The 15128-nt window shown below is 69.1% G+C and carries 16 protein-coding genes and 1 pseudogene; 6 read left to right on the plus strand and 11 right to left on the minus strand.

Going from position 1 to position 15128, the window contains the following annotated elements; all coding sequences use genetic code 11:
- Positions 1 to 94: pseudogene (locus AB0F15_RS25185) on the plus strand (aldehyde dehydrogenase family protein); the annotation flags it as partial.
- A gap of 65 nt (positions 95 to 159) precedes the next feature.
- Here the strand turns inward: AB0F15_RS25185 and AB0F15_RS25190 are convergent.
- Positions 160 to 1512, minus strand: coding sequence for a TrpB-like pyridoxal phosphate-dependent enzyme (locus AB0F15_RS25190; protein ID WP_360274829.1), 1353 nt, complete (start codon positions 1510 to 1512; stop codon positions 160 to 162).
- A 150-nt stretch (positions 1513 to 1662) separates the two neighbouring features.
- Here AB0F15_RS25190 and AB0F15_RS25195 point away from each other — a divergent pair, with 150 nt between their 5' ends.
- Positions 1663 to 2316, plus strand: a complete 654-nt coding sequence (locus AB0F15_RS25195) for an arginase family protein (protein WP_360275048.1) — start codon at positions 1663 to 1665, stop codon at positions 2314 to 2316.
- 49 nt (positions 2317 to 2365) lie between these two features.
- Here AB0F15_RS25195 and AB0F15_RS25200 read toward each other — a convergent pair whose 3' ends face one another.
- Both AB0F15_RS25200 and AB0F15_RS25205 read right to left on the minus strand, forming a co-directional pair.
- Entirely contained in the window at positions 2366 to 3967 is a 1602-nt protein-coding gene (locus AB0F15_RS25200) for a cellulase family glycosylhydrolase (RefSeq protein ID WP_360274832.1), read from the minus strand.
- 93 nt (positions 3968 to 4060) lie between these two features.
- Positions 4061 to 4648, minus strand: a complete 588-nt coding sequence (locus tag AB0F15_RS25205) for an isoprenylcysteine carboxylmethyltransferase family protein (RefSeq protein ID WP_360274835.1) — start codon at positions 4646 to 4648, stop codon at positions 4061 to 4063.
- Between the two features lie 35 nt (positions 4649 to 4683).
- Here AB0F15_RS25205 and AB0F15_RS25210 point away from each other — a divergent pair, with 35 nt between their 5' ends.
- Positions 4684 to 5460: a phosphatase PAP2 family protein gene (locus AB0F15_RS25210; RefSeq protein ID WP_360274838.1), complete on the plus strand. Its 777-nt coding sequence runs from the start codon at positions 4684 to 4686 to the stop codon at positions 5458 to 5460.
- A gap of 9 nt (positions 5461 to 5469) precedes the next feature.
- Here the strand turns inward: AB0F15_RS25210 and AB0F15_RS25215 are convergent, their stop codons facing one another.
- Complete coding sequence (locus AB0F15_RS25215) at positions 5470 to 6321, minus strand: SDR family oxidoreductase (protein ID WP_360274841.1); 852 nt, start codon at positions 6319 to 6321, stop codon at positions 5470 to 5472.
- Positions 6322 to 6453: 132 nt separating this feature from the next.
- Between AB0F15_RS25215 and AB0F15_RS25220 the strand changes: the two genes are divergently transcribed.
- Positions 6454 to 7374, plus strand: coding sequence for a LysR substrate-binding domain-containing protein (locus tag AB0F15_RS25220; protein WP_360274844.1), 921 nt, complete (start codon positions 6454 to 6456; stop codon positions 7372 to 7374).
- Positions 7375 to 7378: 4 nt separating this feature from the next.
- On the opposite strand, the gene AB0F15_RS25225 is transcribed toward AB0F15_RS25220, so the two are convergent.
- From AB0F15_RS25225 to AB0F15_RS25235, 3 genes are all read right to left on the minus strand, one after another.
- Positions 7379 to 8587, minus strand: coding sequence for an Ig-like domain-containing protein (locus AB0F15_RS25225; protein ID WP_360274847.1), 1209 nt, complete (start codon positions 8585 to 8587; stop codon positions 7379 to 7381).
- A 2-nt stretch (positions 8588 to 8589) separates the two neighbouring features.
- On the minus strand, positions 8590 to 9570 hold the full coding sequence (locus AB0F15_RS25230) for a hypothetical protein (RefSeq protein WP_360274850.1): 981 nt from the start codon (positions 9568 to 9570) through the stop codon (positions 8590 to 8592).
- Positions 9571 to 9858: 288 nt separating this feature from the next.
- Entirely contained in the window at positions 9859 to 10467 is a 609-nt protein-coding gene (locus AB0F15_RS25235; RefSeq protein WP_360274853.1) for a hypothetical protein, read from the minus strand.
- A 280-nt stretch (positions 10468 to 10747) separates the two neighbouring features.
- Between AB0F15_RS25235 and AB0F15_RS25240 the strand changes: the two genes are divergently transcribed.
- Positions 10748 to 10957, plus strand: coding sequence for a hypothetical protein (locus AB0F15_RS25240; protein WP_360274856.1), 210 nt, complete (start codon positions 10748 to 10750; stop codon positions 10955 to 10957).
- Between the two features lie 168 nt (positions 10958 to 11125).
- Here the strand turns inward: AB0F15_RS25240 and AB0F15_RS25245 are convergent, their stop codons facing one another.
- The 4 genes from AB0F15_RS25245 to AB0F15_RS25260 form a co-directional block, all read right to left on the minus strand.
- A complete protein-coding gene (locus AB0F15_RS25245; protein ID WP_360274859.1) occupies positions 11126 to 11629 on the minus strand; it encodes a GNAT family N-acetyltransferase in 504 nt (167 codons plus the stop codon).
- A 4-nt stretch (positions 11630 to 11633) separates the two neighbouring features.
- Entirely contained in the window at positions 11634 to 12311 is a 678-nt protein-coding gene (locus tag AB0F15_RS25250) for an alpha/beta hydrolase (protein ID WP_360274862.1), read from the minus strand.
- Between the two features lie 315 nt (positions 12312 to 12626).
- Positions 12627 to 13112: a hypothetical protein gene (locus tag AB0F15_RS25255; RefSeq protein ID WP_360274865.1), complete on the minus strand. Its 486-nt coding sequence runs from the start codon at positions 13110 to 13112 to the stop codon at positions 12627 to 12629.
- A gap of 183 nt (positions 13113 to 13295) precedes the next feature.
- Complete coding sequence (locus AB0F15_RS25260; RefSeq protein WP_360274868.1) at positions 13296 to 13871, minus strand: CGNR zinc finger domain-containing protein; 576 nt, start codon at positions 13869 to 13871, stop codon at positions 13296 to 13298.
- 82 nt (positions 13872 to 13953) lie between these two features.
- Here AB0F15_RS25260 and AB0F15_RS25265 point away from each other — a divergent pair, with 82 nt between their 5' ends.
- On the plus strand, positions 13954 to 15126 hold the full coding sequence (locus AB0F15_RS25265; RefSeq protein ID WP_360274871.1) for an epoxide hydrolase: 1173 nt from the start codon (positions 13954 to 13956) through the stop codon (positions 15124 to 15126).
- Positions 15127 to 15128: the final 2 nt, after the last annotated feature.

Raw genomic sequence — 15128 nt, forward strand, 5'->3', positions numbered from 1 at the left:
GGCGTACGAAAACGGTTTCTTCCTGCGTCCGACCGTTTTCTCCGAGTGCACCAGGGAGATGGCGATCGTCCGGGAAGAGGTCTTCGGCCCGGTCGGCGCCGTTCGCTACGTGGGGGCAGATGCGTTGAACGCCCCGAAGGCCACCTCGGGACGCTCGCGTCAGGGCAAGGTGGCGAGGGACTGCTCGAGGGTCGCCGCGGAGAGCTCGTTGTCCACCATGTCCCCGGCGAGGTAGGCGCCGTACGCGGGCAGATCCAGGTGCGCGTGGCCGCACAGCGCCGTGAGGATCACCTTTTCCTCTCCGGTTTCCTTGCACCGCAACGCCTCCTGGATGCACGCGGCGAGCGCGTGCGTCGGCTCCGGCGCCGGGATGATGCCCTCGGACCGCGCGAACCGGACCCCCGCCGCGAAGCACTCCTGTTGCCCGACGGCGATCGCCTCGATCAGGCCGAGCTCGTAGATGTGCGAAATGAGTGGCGACATCCCGTGGTAGCGCAGGCCACCCGCGTGGATCGGGTCCGGGATGAAATCGTGCCCGAGCGTGTGCATCTTCAGCAGCGGCGTGAGCCCCGCCGTGTCGCCGAAGTCGTAGGCGTACTTCCCGCGCGTCAGCGACGGGCACGCGGCCGGCTCGACCGCGCGGATCACCGGGTCCATCCGGCCGGCCAGCTTTTCGCGCAGGAACGGGAAAGCGAGCCCGCCGAAGTTCGAGCCGCCGCCGGTGCAGCCGACCAGGAGGTCCGGGGTGTCGCCGGCCAGCTCGAACTGCTTCAGCGCTTCCTCGCCGATGATCGTCTGGTGCAGCAGCACGTGGTTGAGCACGCTGCCCAGCGCGTACCGCGTGTCCGGGTCCTGCGCCGCCTGCTCGACGGCCTCGCTGATCGCGATGCCGAGGCTGCCGGTCGAGTCGGGGTGCTGCTTCAGGATCGCCCGGCCGGACTCGGTCAGCTCCGACGGGCTCGGGTGGACGGTCGCGCCGAACGTCTCCATCATCAGCTTGCGGTAGGGCTTCTGGTCGTAGGACGCCCGCACCTGCCAGACCTCGCACTCCAGCCCGTACTGGGCGCAGGCGAAGGCGAGCGCGCTCCCCCACTGGCCGGCGCCGGTCTCGGTGGTCAGCCGCGTGACGCCTTCGGCCGCGTTGTAGAACGCCTGCGGCACGGCGGTGTTCGGCTTGTGCGAGCCGACCGGGCTGACGCCTTCGTACTTGTAGTAGATCCTTGCCGGCGTGCCGAGCACCTTCTCCAGCCGTCGCGCGCGGAACAGCGGCGACGGGCGCCAGAGCCGGTAGACCTCCCGGACCTCCTCCGGGATGTCGACATAGCGATCAGTCGTCACTTCTTGGGCGATGAGCGCCTGCGGGAACAGCGGAGCGAGGTCGTCCGGACCCACCGGCTCGCGGGTGCCGGGGTGCAGGGGCGGTGGCGGCGGCTCGGGCAGGTCGGCGATGACGTTGTACCACTGGGTGGGGAGATCGGCTTCGTCCAGGACGTATTTGGTCTGCTCAGCCATCACGCCTCCTTGGTCGGCACCCCAACTTAGGACGCTCCCGGCCGCGGAGCCATCCTGCGCCGCCTGGGCGCGTCGGACGGCGGGGTCGTCACGCCGGGGCGGTACGTCGGGACGTGGCAGCCGGGTGACGGCGTCCGGAACTCGGCCGAGCTGGCGGCCTACACGCGCGCGCTGGCGGCGCGGGTGGCGTCGGTCCGCTCGTCGGGCGGCTTCCCGGTGGTGCTGGGCGGCGACTGTTCGATCTCGCTGGGCGCGATGCTGGCGCTGCGTCGCGCCGGCCGGTTCGGGATCGCCTACCTCGACGGCCACGACGACTTCCGCCACCTGGGCATCGCCGACCACGTCGGCGCGGCGGCGGGCGAGGACCTGGCGATCATGACCGGCCGCGGCGCCGACGACCTGGCCGGTATCGACGGCCTGCGCCCGTACGTCCGCGACGAAGACGTCCTGGTGCTCGGCGTGCGGTCCGCCGAGTCCGCGCACCTGCGTGCCGCGGGGATCGCCCACGTCACGTCCGAAGAGATCATGGCTTCCGGCGTGACGATCGGGTCGGCCTTCACCGGCCTGGACGGTTTCTGGATCCACGTGGACATCGACGTGCTCGACCCGGCGTATGTGTCCGCAGTGGACAGTCCCGATCCGGGCGGCCTGGACCCTTCGGCGTTGGTTTCGGTGCTGCGCGAGCTGTTGTCGCGGCCCGGAGCGGCGGGCTTCGAGCTGACGGTGTTCGACCCCGACCTCGACCCGGACGGCCACCAGGCGGCGCTCGTCGCGGACATCCTCGAGAAGGCGTGGCCACGCTGACCAGAACCCTGGCTGCGGTGCGCTTCCGGCACCGCAGCCAGGGGGCCGGTCACTTGCTGCAGGCCGCCGCGTTGAGCTTGACGACCGAGGGCTCGCCGGACGGGCCGTTGGCGGTGAAGCCGAGCGACACGGCCGCTCCCGCGCCCAGGGACGGGCTGTAGGTCGGCGCGCTCACCGTGACCGTGGTGCCGGTCTGGGTGAAGGTGCCGTTCCAGCCGCTGCCGATGGTGGCCCCGGCAGGCAGGGTGAACACGACAGTCCACGGATTGGCCGCGCTCGTCGCGGTGTTGGTGACGGTCAACGTGCCCTGGAAGCCGCCCTGCCAGGAGTTGTCCAGCTTCCACGCCGTCTTGCACCCGCCGGTGCCACCGCCGGTCGTCGGGGTCGTCGGGGTGGTCGTCGTCGGGTCGGGGCCGCCGCCGGTGGGCGGGATGAGGTAGGGCTGGAGGATGCTCTGCTTCGCCTGGTTGACCGTGGTCCAGTCGTCGTTCAGGATGCCGCCGGTGTCCCCGGAGTTGGGGTTCCACGACCAGTAGGTGAACGAGATGCCGTTGACGCCGGTGCCGGTGTAGGCCATCAGCTTCTCCAGCCACACCTTGTCGACCGGGTTCGCCAGCGTGGTGCCGAACTCGCCCATCATCAGCGGCGCGATGTTCTGCTTGTACAGGTAACCCCAGTAGTGGTCCCAGATCGCGGTCAGGTTCGCCGGGTAGTCGGGGGCGCTGAACCACGGCTGGTTGTAGACCGAGGTGGCGTACTCGTGCGGGGAGTAGACGACCCGGCCGGGCACGGACAGCCGCACCGGGAACTCGCCGGCCTTCGACAGGTTGCCGCCCCACCAGCCGCAGTCCTCGTCGTTCGACGGGTCGCCGTCCCAGACGTTCGACAGCCCGCCGCTCGGGCAGCTCACGCCCTCCACGAAGATCAGCCAGTTCGGCTGCACACCCAGAATCGCGTTGCCGGCGCGTTCGGCGGCCAGCCGCCAGTCGCGGGCGGTGTCACCGCAGCCCCAGCACGCGCCGGTCGCGGCCGGGTTGGTGCCCTCGGCGTGCGGCTCGTTGTGCAGGTCCGCACCGATGACCGTGGTGTTGCCCGCGTAGTGCTGGGCAAGGTTCTTCCAGTCGGTGATCCAGGTGCTCTCCGGAACGCCGGCGGTGTACCAGAGAGCGGTCTGCCCCGCACTGGTCGGCCGGTGCCGGTCGAGGATGACGCGCATCCCCTTTTGCCCCGCGTAGCCGATCACCTTGTCGAGGATCTGCAGCGGCGAGAGCCCGACCAGGTCGGGATTGGTGTAGTCGTTGATCCCGGTGGCCGTGGCGCCGGGTTTCAGTGCGTCGTCGGAGAACGGCACGCGCAGGGTGTTGTAGCCCAGCTGCGCCATCTGGTCGAGCTGCTGGCGCCAGGTGCGGCTGGACCACAGGCCGTGGAAGGTCTTGTTGTCGGTCTCCATCCCGAACCAGTTGAGGCCGGTCAGCCGGACCGTCGCGCCCGTGCTGTCCAGGATCTTGTTGCCGCTGGTGTGCAGGTACCCGGTACCCGTGCCGCCGGCCGCCGCCGCCGCGACGTGGCCGGTCGCGCCGAAGGCGACCAACCCGCTCGCGGCCACCACGGCCGCGGCCAGGGCGCCGAACGCCTTTCTCCACTGCGTCATCTGCTCTCCTTTGAGCAATACGTCGTCCCTGGGAGCGCTCCCAGAACGAGGTTAGCGACTGAGGTCACGCTGTCAAGGGCGCACTCCTCGAGGTCACCACACGAAGGGGACGAGCCGGGCGCGGTTCGCGGCGAACTGCCGGTAACGGTCGCCCAGCGCTTCGCCGAGGGCGCGCTCCTCGATGCGGAGGCGGTGGCTCAGGGCGGCCAGCAGGACAGCGACCGCACCCGCCGCGCTGACCCAGTTGGCCACGACCAGGCCGCCACCGGCGAAGGTGAGCAGCAGGCCGGTGTAGCTCGGATGCCGCAGGACCCGATAGGGGCCGCGCTCCACCACGGGCTGATCTTCGGCGGTCCGCACCGTCACCGTGAAGTACTCGCCCAAGGCGGCGAAGGACCACCAGCGCAGGAGCAGGCCGAGCCACCCGAGCACGATCCCGGACGCGAACAGCCAGGCGCCGCCGCCGATGCCGGCGCCCGGAACGACAGCGCGGCCGATCGGCCACACCAGAATCGCGCCGAGGAACATCACCCGGAAGACGACCTCGGCACGCAGGTCGACGAGCTGCGCACCGCGGCGCGTGCGGAACGCCTGGACGAGTTCACCCGCGGCGAAGGCGCCGACGCTGACGACCACGACGGCACGGGCCACGTCCGGCAGCTCTCCGAGAGGCGCGAGCACACCGCCATTATCGCCCGGTCGGCTAGGGTGACCGCGTGAATCCGCCGCCGGCGAGCCCGACCGAGCGGACTCGGGCACTGTTCCGGGGTACCGGCGGGCGGCCCGGAGTACTCGTCGAGCTACCCCTTCTCCTGCTCTGGTTTCTGCTCTTCACGCGGCTCGCCGCCTTGGCGGGCAAGGACTTCGCGGCCGCCACCGCCCATGCGCTGGCCCTGCAGGCCACGGAACACGCGGTGCACATCGACATCGAGCGGAGCGTGAACGGCGGGCTGGCCGGCAATGCGGGTCTCAGCCGGGCGGCCGTGTACCTGTACCGGCTGTACTACGCGGTGATCGCCGGCGTACTGCTGTGGGTGTTCGTCCGGCACGCCGACGTCTACCGCACGGTCCGCCGGACGATGGTCGCGATGATGGTCCTCGTCCTGCCGGTCTACTGGCTCGTGCCGATGTCGCCGCCGCGTCTTGCGCTGCCGGGCGCCGTCGACGTCGTGGCCCGGTACGACATCCTGGACCAGGCCGGCCGGGAGAGCTGGGTGCATCCCGGCCACTACACGGCCATGCCCAGCATGCACGTCGGCTGGGCGCTGTGGTGCGGGTACGCCGGGTGGGTCGCGCTCCGGGGTGCGCATCCACGCGGAGCGCTGGTGGCGTGGCTGTTCCCCCTGCTCATGGTGGCGGACGTGCTCGCCACCGGGAACCACTACGTTCTCGACGTCGCGGGCAGCGTCACCTTGCTGGCCGCCGCCATCGTCGCCGCGACGCTGTGGGGTCGCCTCCCGCGCAGGTCGCCGACCGCGATGACTGTCCCGTAGCCCCGACGCTCAGCTCGCGGCAGTCGCATCGGCTCGGAGGCGGCCGTCCTCGGCGTCGGCGGTGGCCGCGTTGTCGCGCTGGGCTTCGACTTCCGCCAGCCGCTCCCGCAGCGCGCCGGTCAACAGCCGCCAGGCATCCGAGCCCAGCACCAAGCGGCGCGGCGGATCCGGCGAGACCGCGGCGCGGATGACACCCGCGACCGTGTTTTCCTGGCTGTCGGTCATCTCTTCCACCGGAATCGGCTCCTGGTCGGCCGGTCCGCCCCGGTACGGCGCGCTGACCGGTACCCGGGTGGCCGCGTCGAAGAAGCCGGTGCGGACCATGCCCGGCTCGATCAGGGTGGTGCGGATGCCGAACGGCTCCACCTCTGCGGCCAGCGCCTCGAAGAACCCTTCGATACCCCACTTGGTCGTGTGGTAGAGCGAGAACGCGGGGAAGGCGAGCTGGCCGCCCATGCTCGACATCTGCATCAGCAGCCCGCCCCCCTGTGCGCGCAGGTGCGGCACCACCGCGCGGGCGAGGTGGATCGAGCCGGTCAGGTTGGTCGCGATCAGCTGGTCGATCTGCGCGTCGGTCAGGTCCTCGGCGGTGGCGAACACCCCGTGGCCCGCGTTGGACACGACGACGTCGATGCGCTCGTGCGCGGCGAACGCCTCGTCGACCACGGCGCGCACCCGCGCGGTGTCGGTCACGTCCAGCGCACGCACCCACAAGCGGTCGCCGTGCCGGGCCGCGAGGTCGTCGAGTTGCCCGGGACGGCGCAGGGTGGCCGCCACCCGGTCGCCGCGGGCCAGTACCTGCTCGACGAGTTCGCGGCCCATCCCGCGGGAAGCGCCGGTCACGAACCAGGTCTTCGTCATGGTGGTGGTCTCCTCATCCGTTTGCTTTCCTTCCTGATCTCGACAACGTCAAGCCCAGCACCAAAAATCCATGTCCGCGATGACAGATCCGGATCGAAGCCATACGCATTGCGGATGGGTAGGGTGGCGGGCATGGGTGAGCTGACGGTGGCCGGCCTGCGGGTCGTCCGGGAGATCGCGCTGACCGGCTCGTTCACCGCGGCGGCGAGGCTGCTCGGCTATTCGCAGCCGGCGATTTCGCGTCAGGTCGCCGCGATGGAGACGGCGGCCGGATACCCGCTCTTCGTCCGCGAGGGCCGCGGCGTGCGGCTCAGCCCGGCCGGCGCCGTCGTGGTGGAGCACGCCGGCCGGATCCTGGCCGGGGTGGAGACGTTGCAGCAGGATCTGGCCGCGCTGGACGACCGGCTGGCCGGCCGGCTCAAGCTCGGCGCGTTCCCGTCCGCGACCGCGGTCCTGGTCCCCCGGGCACTGGCGCGGCTCCGTGCCGGACACCCCGGTCTGGAGGTGGCGCTGGCCGAGGGGCCGACGCCCACCCTGCTGCGGCAGCTGCGGGCGCGGCGGCTGGCGGTGGCCGTCATCGGCGTCGGCGCCGGGCTGCCGGACTACGACCTGGCCGGGCTGGAACAGCAGATCGTGTTCACCGACGGCCTGCGCGTCGCGGTGCCCGCCGGCCACCGGCTGGCCGGTACCGACGTCGTCCCGGTGGCGGAGCTGGCCGGCGAGACCTGGATCGCCGGGGCGGGCGCGGGCGGTGACCCCCAGTTCCGGGCCTGGCCCACGCTCACCGACGCGGTCATCGGCCACGCGGTGCGCGGCTGGCCCGCCCGGCTGGGCCTGGTCGCCGCGGGACTGGGCGTGTGCCTGGTGCCCGAGGTGGCCGCCCTGTCCATCCCGGCCGGCGTGGCGACCGTCGGCGTCGACGACCCGGGGTGGCTCGGCCGGCTGACCGTGGCCGTCACCTCACCGGACCCCGGCGCCGAAGTCGTCGCCGTGGTCACCGCCCTGCACCGCGCCGGTGAGGACATCCGGCTCCGCCGCGAACACCCCGCGTGACGAATCAGCCGTGCAACGCGCTGCCGGCCTGCCAGGCACTCCAGCTGATGGCCCAGTCACCGTGGCCGTTGTTGATGGACAGCTGCGGGCCGCCCGAGTTGGTGACCTCGACGACGTCGCCGACGTCGAAGGTGTCGAAGAACCACTTGGCGTTCTCGGTGTTCATGTTGAGGCAGCCGTTGGAGACGTTGTCGCTGCCCTGCACGCCGACCGTCTTCAGGTTTTCGTGCAGGTATTCGCCGTCGTTGGAGATCCGGACGTTCCAGTTCTCCGGGGCCTTGTAGTAGCCGGGATCGCCCTCGCACACGCCGTAGCTGCAGGAGTCCATGATCTTGTGGTCTTCCTTCCCCAGCACGGTGTGCGTGCCGTTGAAGGTCGGTGTCGCGCCCCGCGGCGGGGTGTCGGCGGTCTTGCCCATGCTGGTCGGCGCGGTCTTCACCAGCTGCCCGTTGTGGTACGCCTTGATCTGGTGGGTCTTGCCGTCCGCCTTGGCGATCCAGGAGTCGTGCACCTTGTACGTGGCCGAGACGTCCTGGCCGCCGTACACGCCGCCGCCGATCGGCGTGCCGAAGGTCGTGGTCTCGAGCTTCACGGTCGAGCCGGCCTTCCAGTACTCCTTGGGCCGGAAGTGCACTTCGCGCTTGCCGACCCAGTACCAGCCGCCGTCCTGGGCGGGCGAGGACGTCACCTTGAAGGACTTCTCCACCGTGGCTTTGTCGCTGATGTCGTGGTCGAACTTCAGGCCGATGATCAGGCCGACGCCGAAGTCGCCCGCCGCCGGCTGGAAGAGCGCGGGGGTGGCCACTCCGGACGGCTTGAGCGTGTGCACTTCGCCGCGCTGTTCGGTTGGCGCACCCGCCTGGTTCACCGCGGTGGCGACCACTTGGTACGTGGACCCGTACCGGAGGTGATCACTGCTGGTCCACGTCGTCTTGTCCGGCGAGAGGTCGCCCTTGACGCCGTTGCCGGTCTGCGGGTTCGTGACGGTGACCGCCTGCAACGTGCCACCGGACGCCTTGACGACGATCGGGTCCTTCGGGCTCAGCTGGTCCCCGCCCTCGAACGCCACCGTCGCGGCCGGTACCCCGGGCTGCGTCGGCGTCGCGGCCGCCCCGGCCGCTCCGACCGCTTGCGCGGCCCCCACGGTCTCGGTCGGCCCACTGCACGCAGCCAGCAACAAGACAGCCAAGCCGAGCCCGGCGATACGGATCACTCTCACGAACCATCAGACGTTCCAGACCGCCCCAAGTTGAGTAACGATCCGATCTCTTGACGCTCTGTGCCCATCTCGGCCCCGACGCCACCCATGGGCCATTCGGAGCAATCCTGGACGCGGACCGCCCGCCGGTTCGATTTCGGTGATTTCCTCGTATCCGACTCGGCGATGGGGGGCGGGCAATCGGGCTGCGGCAGGGAGCTGCTGTCCTTTGTCGTCGCCTCGTAGGAGCACATGCGCTGGACGTCGTCGGCCGCGACGGCAGGGCCCTCCGCGTAGATCGTCTGCTCGACGGACAGGCTCGCCGGATCCCGTTCGGTCCGGTCGAGCAGGGACATGCGCTCGCAGGTGATCTGGACCGCATGGTTGTTCACCACGTAGTTCTCGTCCACGCTGAACAAGTCCTTCTGGAGTCCGTCGGTCGGCACGCCGGTGACCGTGGTGAAGACCTCGGGTGACATGGCGTCGCACGGTTTTGCGGTCAGGTTGCAGGGCTCCGGGTAGCTGCGCTCAGGCATCGGCCGGGGGCCTGCAGCGATGTTCTTGGTAATGCCGTCGACGAGCTTGGCCAGTGCGTTCTCGCCGTCCGCAATCGCCGAGAAGTGACGCAGGTTGAGGGTGAAGGCGTTGGCCGCGCCGTGACCACCGTCGTCGAAGGTTACTGTGACTTCGTCGTCGCCTCGGTCCGGGAGCCTGTGGTACTCGACGCCGTTGACGGTGCCGGCCTTCCCCACTCGCGGCGACGTGGCGAGACGCCAAGCGGAAGTGCTGGAGAGCTTGACATTCAGCGTCTCGAGAGTGACTTCCGGATCGTCGCGGTGGCCGCCCGCTCGGCGGAGGTAGCCGCCGCAGGAGATCGGTTCGAACGTGGTGCCGGCCAGCTCGGGACGGTTGGCACCCGGGCTGAGACGGATGCCACCGGCAAGAGCGTGGTTGGTGTACGCCAGCCCGGCGGTGGCAATGACGTCGTCGGTGAGCACAGCACACGGGTAGTACACCGGCGTTCCGTCGTATGCGGCCACTGGCTCGCTGCTGCCCGAGCGACACGGGTACGTCACCGGCTCCGCGGGTCAAGCCGCGGCACGGACGAGCCGGGCACGCAGGTCGACCTCGGCCGGGGGTTCCGTCACCTGGGGTGGCCATGGTCTGCGCCCCGGTCATTTCCCCGCTTCTACGGCCACCACGAGCGAGAAGCACCGTTCCGCTGTAGAGCGTGCGGCCCTGCCCTGCGCTGCAGCAGCGACCGCAGCCGCGCAAGAGGACAGAATTCAGCTGATACTGATTCTCGTGGTCCCCAAGTGTTCGCCGGTGACAGCTTCGACGAACACGTCATCGGTCACCGTCGACTCGTGATCGGTGTCCCCCACGACCGTGCACCGCCAGGCGAATCCACGCGGACTGCCATCCCGGTGCTGATACACGACAAGATCGGGATTCTCGCGTGGCGGCCGGAATTCGCTGCCGTCACGGAAAAGTGCTCCGCGCAGCCGAGTGAACGTCAGCGCCAGGTCCAACGCCCCGGACGCCGTTACTTCGCGACGAGTGGAGAGGTCGACCTGCAACACCCAGTCATCACCTCGGGTGGCCACCAGGTCGCGCGGAGGCGAAACCACCGCGGTGAGCCTCGCCTGATAAATGCCGGCGGGGTTACCTTCGTTGCCATCCCACAGCGCAAACACGTCAAGGTCGCCGAGAGTGCGACGAAAGTCCACCGAGTACGCCGGCCCGCCGGCAGTATCGCATTCCGCAGGGGCGGCTATTTGATGCAGCTTTTCCTCGGGACGCAGACTCAATGTGAGGTGAATCCGACTCATCACGTTCGCGACGGCGACGGGCCATCCCAAAGCAGATCTGTCGCCGGCATCCTCCGCATCCATCAGCACCCTCCCCAAGCCCCTGTGATCGGGGAACCGGAACCTCCCACCCGCGACAAGCCACAGTAGGGTAACGCGGCGGCGTTGCCGTGGGCGACGGCTTCCCCAATGTCCTGGTCACGCCACGCCATCTCACGGCCTCTTCACGCGGGCTGCTGGATTTGAGATCGAGTTCTTCGCGCGCGGCACCAGCACCGCACTGCGGTTCACGGATGGTCAGGGACGGCAGATCGCAGGTTTTCCCTGGTGGGACGACGTTGGCCATGATCTGCGGTCGTGGACCTTGGCTGATGTCCCCCTGGGCGACGTCAGCCAGCCGTACAGCGATCTCGACCAGTCCTGGCGCATCCTGATCTGGCGGCACGCCGACCGGGTCTCCATCGCCGAGGGCGCAGACGAGCCACCGTTCCGCAGCCTGTCCTGGGTGACGGCTGCCGAGTATGCCAGCGCCTGGACTGACGCTCTGGCGCGAGCGCGGGCAATGCCGATGTGACAATCGCCTGCGCCTGGCACTACAACTCGCCTGCAGCCGATCGAGCTCGTTCTTCAGTCCCGCCTCTCAGCGAAGGCCGCCGCCGAAGCAGCCAGCACGAACTCGGATGGGACAGCTGCGGCCTGCCGTCGCCGCGCCGAGCCGTTCTCAAGACCGACACCGGCTGCGTCAGAGCCGTTTTGCGATGAACAGGGTGGTCCCGTGGACCGCGTCCACTTCCTTCCGGCCGGTCTCGGTGAACCCGAGCTTGGCCAGCACACGACGAGAAGCCGTGTTCCACTCCCAGACCGTGGCCCCTAGACGTACGTACCCGGACGATCTGGCCCAGTCCAAGATCGCCTTCGAGGCCTCGGTCGCGTATCCCCGGCCCCAGACACGGCGCAGCAGCTCGAACGCCAGCTCCGATTCCGCCTCGAGCCCCCGACCGCCGTCGATCAGCCCGCAGCAGCCGATAACGTCACCTTCGGCCTTCCGCTCGACCGCCAACAACCCGGTCGACGACGGCCGGCCGGCGCGGATCGCATCCTCGAGTTCCGCGACCGTGGGATGCCCATCCACGTCGATCCGGCGGTGCGGCGGCACTCGTGGATCACGTTCGGTCCACAGCTCACGCTGGACGACAGCTTCGGCCACCCGCCAAGGTCTGAGCAACAGGCGATCCGTCTCGAGCACGACCTCACGCCCCGGCGTCCCGGCCAAGATGCCGGGCGAAGAACTGGGCCGCGCTGCCGGCCTCGAACCTGAGCACCTCGAAATGCCCGCCTGCGTTGGCGTGCAACGTTTTGTCCGTCGAGGCGAAGGCATCGAACAACGCCAGACCGGATTGACGTTCGACGTGCTCGTCGTCCCACTGGAGCAGGAATTCGATCGGGACGGTGATCGCTGCTGCCGCCTCGGTCAGGGATTCATGCCCGAGGCAACCGAAGACCGCCGCGGTGATCCGGGGTTCTACTGCCGTCAACGGCACCCCGATCCCGGTGCCCTGCATGATGCCCCAGAAACCGACCGGTCCGTTGGCGCCGATCTCCGGCAGTTGCTGGAGGGCGTTCAGGGTCGCCTGCCATTCCAGTACGGCGCGCGCCGCCAGGTCGATGTGGAGTCTCACGATGACCGGGCTGATCGGCTCACCCGCCGCTTGAGCCTGCCGCAAGACGGCGATGTGCTGCTCGTCGGCCGCCGTTCGGGGGCGGTCGCCGTGTCCGGGCGCGTCGATGGCAGCGACATGGAAACCGCAACCGGTCACGAAGCGGTGTGCACGGCCCAGGATTCCCGGTGCTCTCTTGTGTTGGCCGCCACTGTGCGCCATCAGCACCAAGGGCGCGTGATCGGAACCGGATGCGGGCGACCAGAGCACACCGGGAACCTCACCCACAGTGAAGCTGCGTTCAGTGACACCGCTCGACGTTGTCTCCGCAGTGAAATGCACAGGTTGTTGCCTTTCGGGAGTGCCTTGTTGTCGAGGCGCTCCCGGCGACACCTACGTCAATCGCCCGGCCGTGAAGAGAAGGGAGCACCCACTCGATACAGCGTTCATGGGTCTCACCTCCTCGCGCAATGCCACGGCCTCCGAGACGCTACCAGCCCGGACGTCGTGCCGCCCAACCCATTTTCCTGCCGACCAAACGTGGCGGCCGCCAACGCCGTCACCGCTTCGCCGGCGTTGCAGGCCCTACGAAGCTGGCGGAAGCGAGTCGGACGTCGATCCTGGATCCCGCCAGAAGTAGTCTTCCCCGTAGTAGATGACGCGTGCCCAGAACTCGGCATCCTCGTGGTAGACCATGGCCAAGCCAACGATCCAGATTCGCGGAGTACGACCACCCGGGTGAGGGGCAGACCACTGCCTGTTGACGCGGGCCACCGCTTCGACGCGGGTCACACCGAGTCCTGCCACCATCTCCTCGACGATCCCGCGGCAGAACTCCAATGCTTCCGCGTCCCCCGCGCACAGGAACTCGCCGCACGACCGCAGCAACGACTCGTGAATCGTGTAGTCGTCGTCTCCGCGCCCTCCACCCACTCCTATGGTCGGCCGGAGGATGACCTTGCCATGCACGTCAGCCGAGGTGAGGTGATACTCGTCGAGGAAACGGTCCAAATACTCCCGTGGGCCTATCGACACGTAGTCGGCGTGCTCACCTGTCGGAGGTACCACCACAGCGAGACCATGCCCTTCTATGGACGCTGCCCAAATTCTCTCATGGCCGCCGAGGGGACGTCGACCGAGGCGGTCCGAACAGGACGCTCCGCGCGCCCGGCCCCAACGGGCTGCCACAGCGACCGCGTTCCGCCCGCAGCGATCCGCGCTTCCGCTCTCCACCGGCTTCGGCCCGGCCGCCCGTCACCGCTCGCCGGGCGGGGTTTTGCGCTGGTTGGCGTTGAAGCGCGCCTTCTTCTGGCGATTCCCGCACGTGTTCATGTCGCACCACCTGCGGGTGCGGCTTTGGCTGGTGTCGAAGAAAGCCGCTTGGCAGGTCGGCGATGCGCACAAGGCCAGTTTTCCGTCCCGCTCGCCGGCGATGATGCTGATCGCATCGGCGGCGATCACGCCCAGAGCGTCTTCCACGCAGGAAGCCGAGCTGAGCTGCCATCGCCGGTGGCCCTCGGGTGTCAGGACGGCCGCGGCCCGGCCCTGGATGCTGCGGTCATTGATGATCTGGACAGCGGACACCGGGAGAGCGGCTTGGACCGCGGCCGCTGTGGCGGCGGCGTGAATGGATTCCCTGAGCTCCCAAGCGAGTTCGAGCTGGGCGGAGGTGCAGGACTCCACGGCGAGGCCGTTCACCGCCAGCCAGTCGACGAGCCGCTGCGGCGTGGGAATGCGCTCCACAGCGTCGCCACGCCGCTCCGACAGCGTCCCCGTGAAGCTGGTCGCCAGCACGGTGCCGAGACGGAAGTCGGGGAACCGAGCGGGCATGGAACCACCTTAGCAGGTTGCCTGCCGGCCTCGAGCCGTGTTAGAACCGTCTTAGCCGGTTCCACGACAGCCAGGAGGTCTCATGGCCCGTCCCACCCGCGACGTGCAAGCATTCGAAGCCCACGCAACCGATGCCGATCTCGACGATCTGCGCGCGCGGCTGGCCGCGGCGCGGCTGCCGGAAGCCGAGACGGTCCACGGCGCCGCACCCGGGCCTGGCCGATGGGCGCAGGGCGTTCCTCTCGCCGACCTCGTCGAGGTCGTGGACTACTGGCGCACCGGGTACGACTGGCGGTCGTTCGAAGAACGCCTCGACCGGATCGGCCAGTTCCGCACGACCATCGACGAGCTGGGCATCCACTTCCTGCACCGCCGATCCGCGCGCGCGGATGCCACTCCCCTGATCCTGACGCACGGCTGGCCAGGCAGCATTGCCGAGTTCATCGACGTGATCGACGAGCTGGCGGACCCGGAAGATGCCGGTGCGCCGGCGTTCCACGTCGTGGTTCCGTCGCTGCCCGGCTTCGGTTACAGCGACAAGCCGGCCGTCACCGGGTGGGGAACCGAAAAGATCGCGGCCGCGTGGGTGGAACTGATGGGAAGGCTCGGCTACCGCAAGTTCGCGGCCCACGGCGGCGACTGGGGCGGCGTGATCACCACGATCCTCGGCGGCCGGTTCCCGGCGCACGTTCTCGGCATCCACACCACGACCGCGCAGGCACCGCCCGGGTTGCCCACGGACGGACTGACGGCGGCCGAGCTCAAGTGGACCGAGGAAACCCGCGATTTCTGGCGTCACCGCGCGGCGTACGCGAAGCAGCAGGCAACCCGGCCGCAGACCATCGGCTACTCGCTCGTCGACTCACCGGTGGGGCTTCTCGCCTGGATCCTCGACAAGTTCGCCGAGTGGACGGATACCGAAGACAGTCCCTTCGAGACGATTGCCCGGGACCGCGTTCTCGACGACGTCACCTTGTATTGGCTGACGCGGACCGGTGCGTCGTCGGCCCGCATCTACTACGAAAGCCACAACTCGCTCGACCCCGGCCTCCGGGTCGACGTCCCGTCGGCGATCAGTGTGTATCCCCGCGACATCGAGAAGTACCCGCGTGCCTTGGCGCAGGAGCGGTACCGGCGGATCGTCCGCTGGAACTCGCCGGAAGCCGGGGGGCATTTCCCGTCGCTGGAGGTTCCCGGGTATTTCGTCAAGGATCTGCGAGAAGGCCTCGGGGCCGTGCTGGCCGCCGATCGGTGAAC

Origin of the sequence: Amycolatopsis sp. NPDC026612 (assembly GCF_040638285.1) — a bacterium.
GTDB lineage: Bacteria > Actinomycetota > Actinomycetes > Mycobacteriales > Pseudonocardiaceae > Amycolatopsis.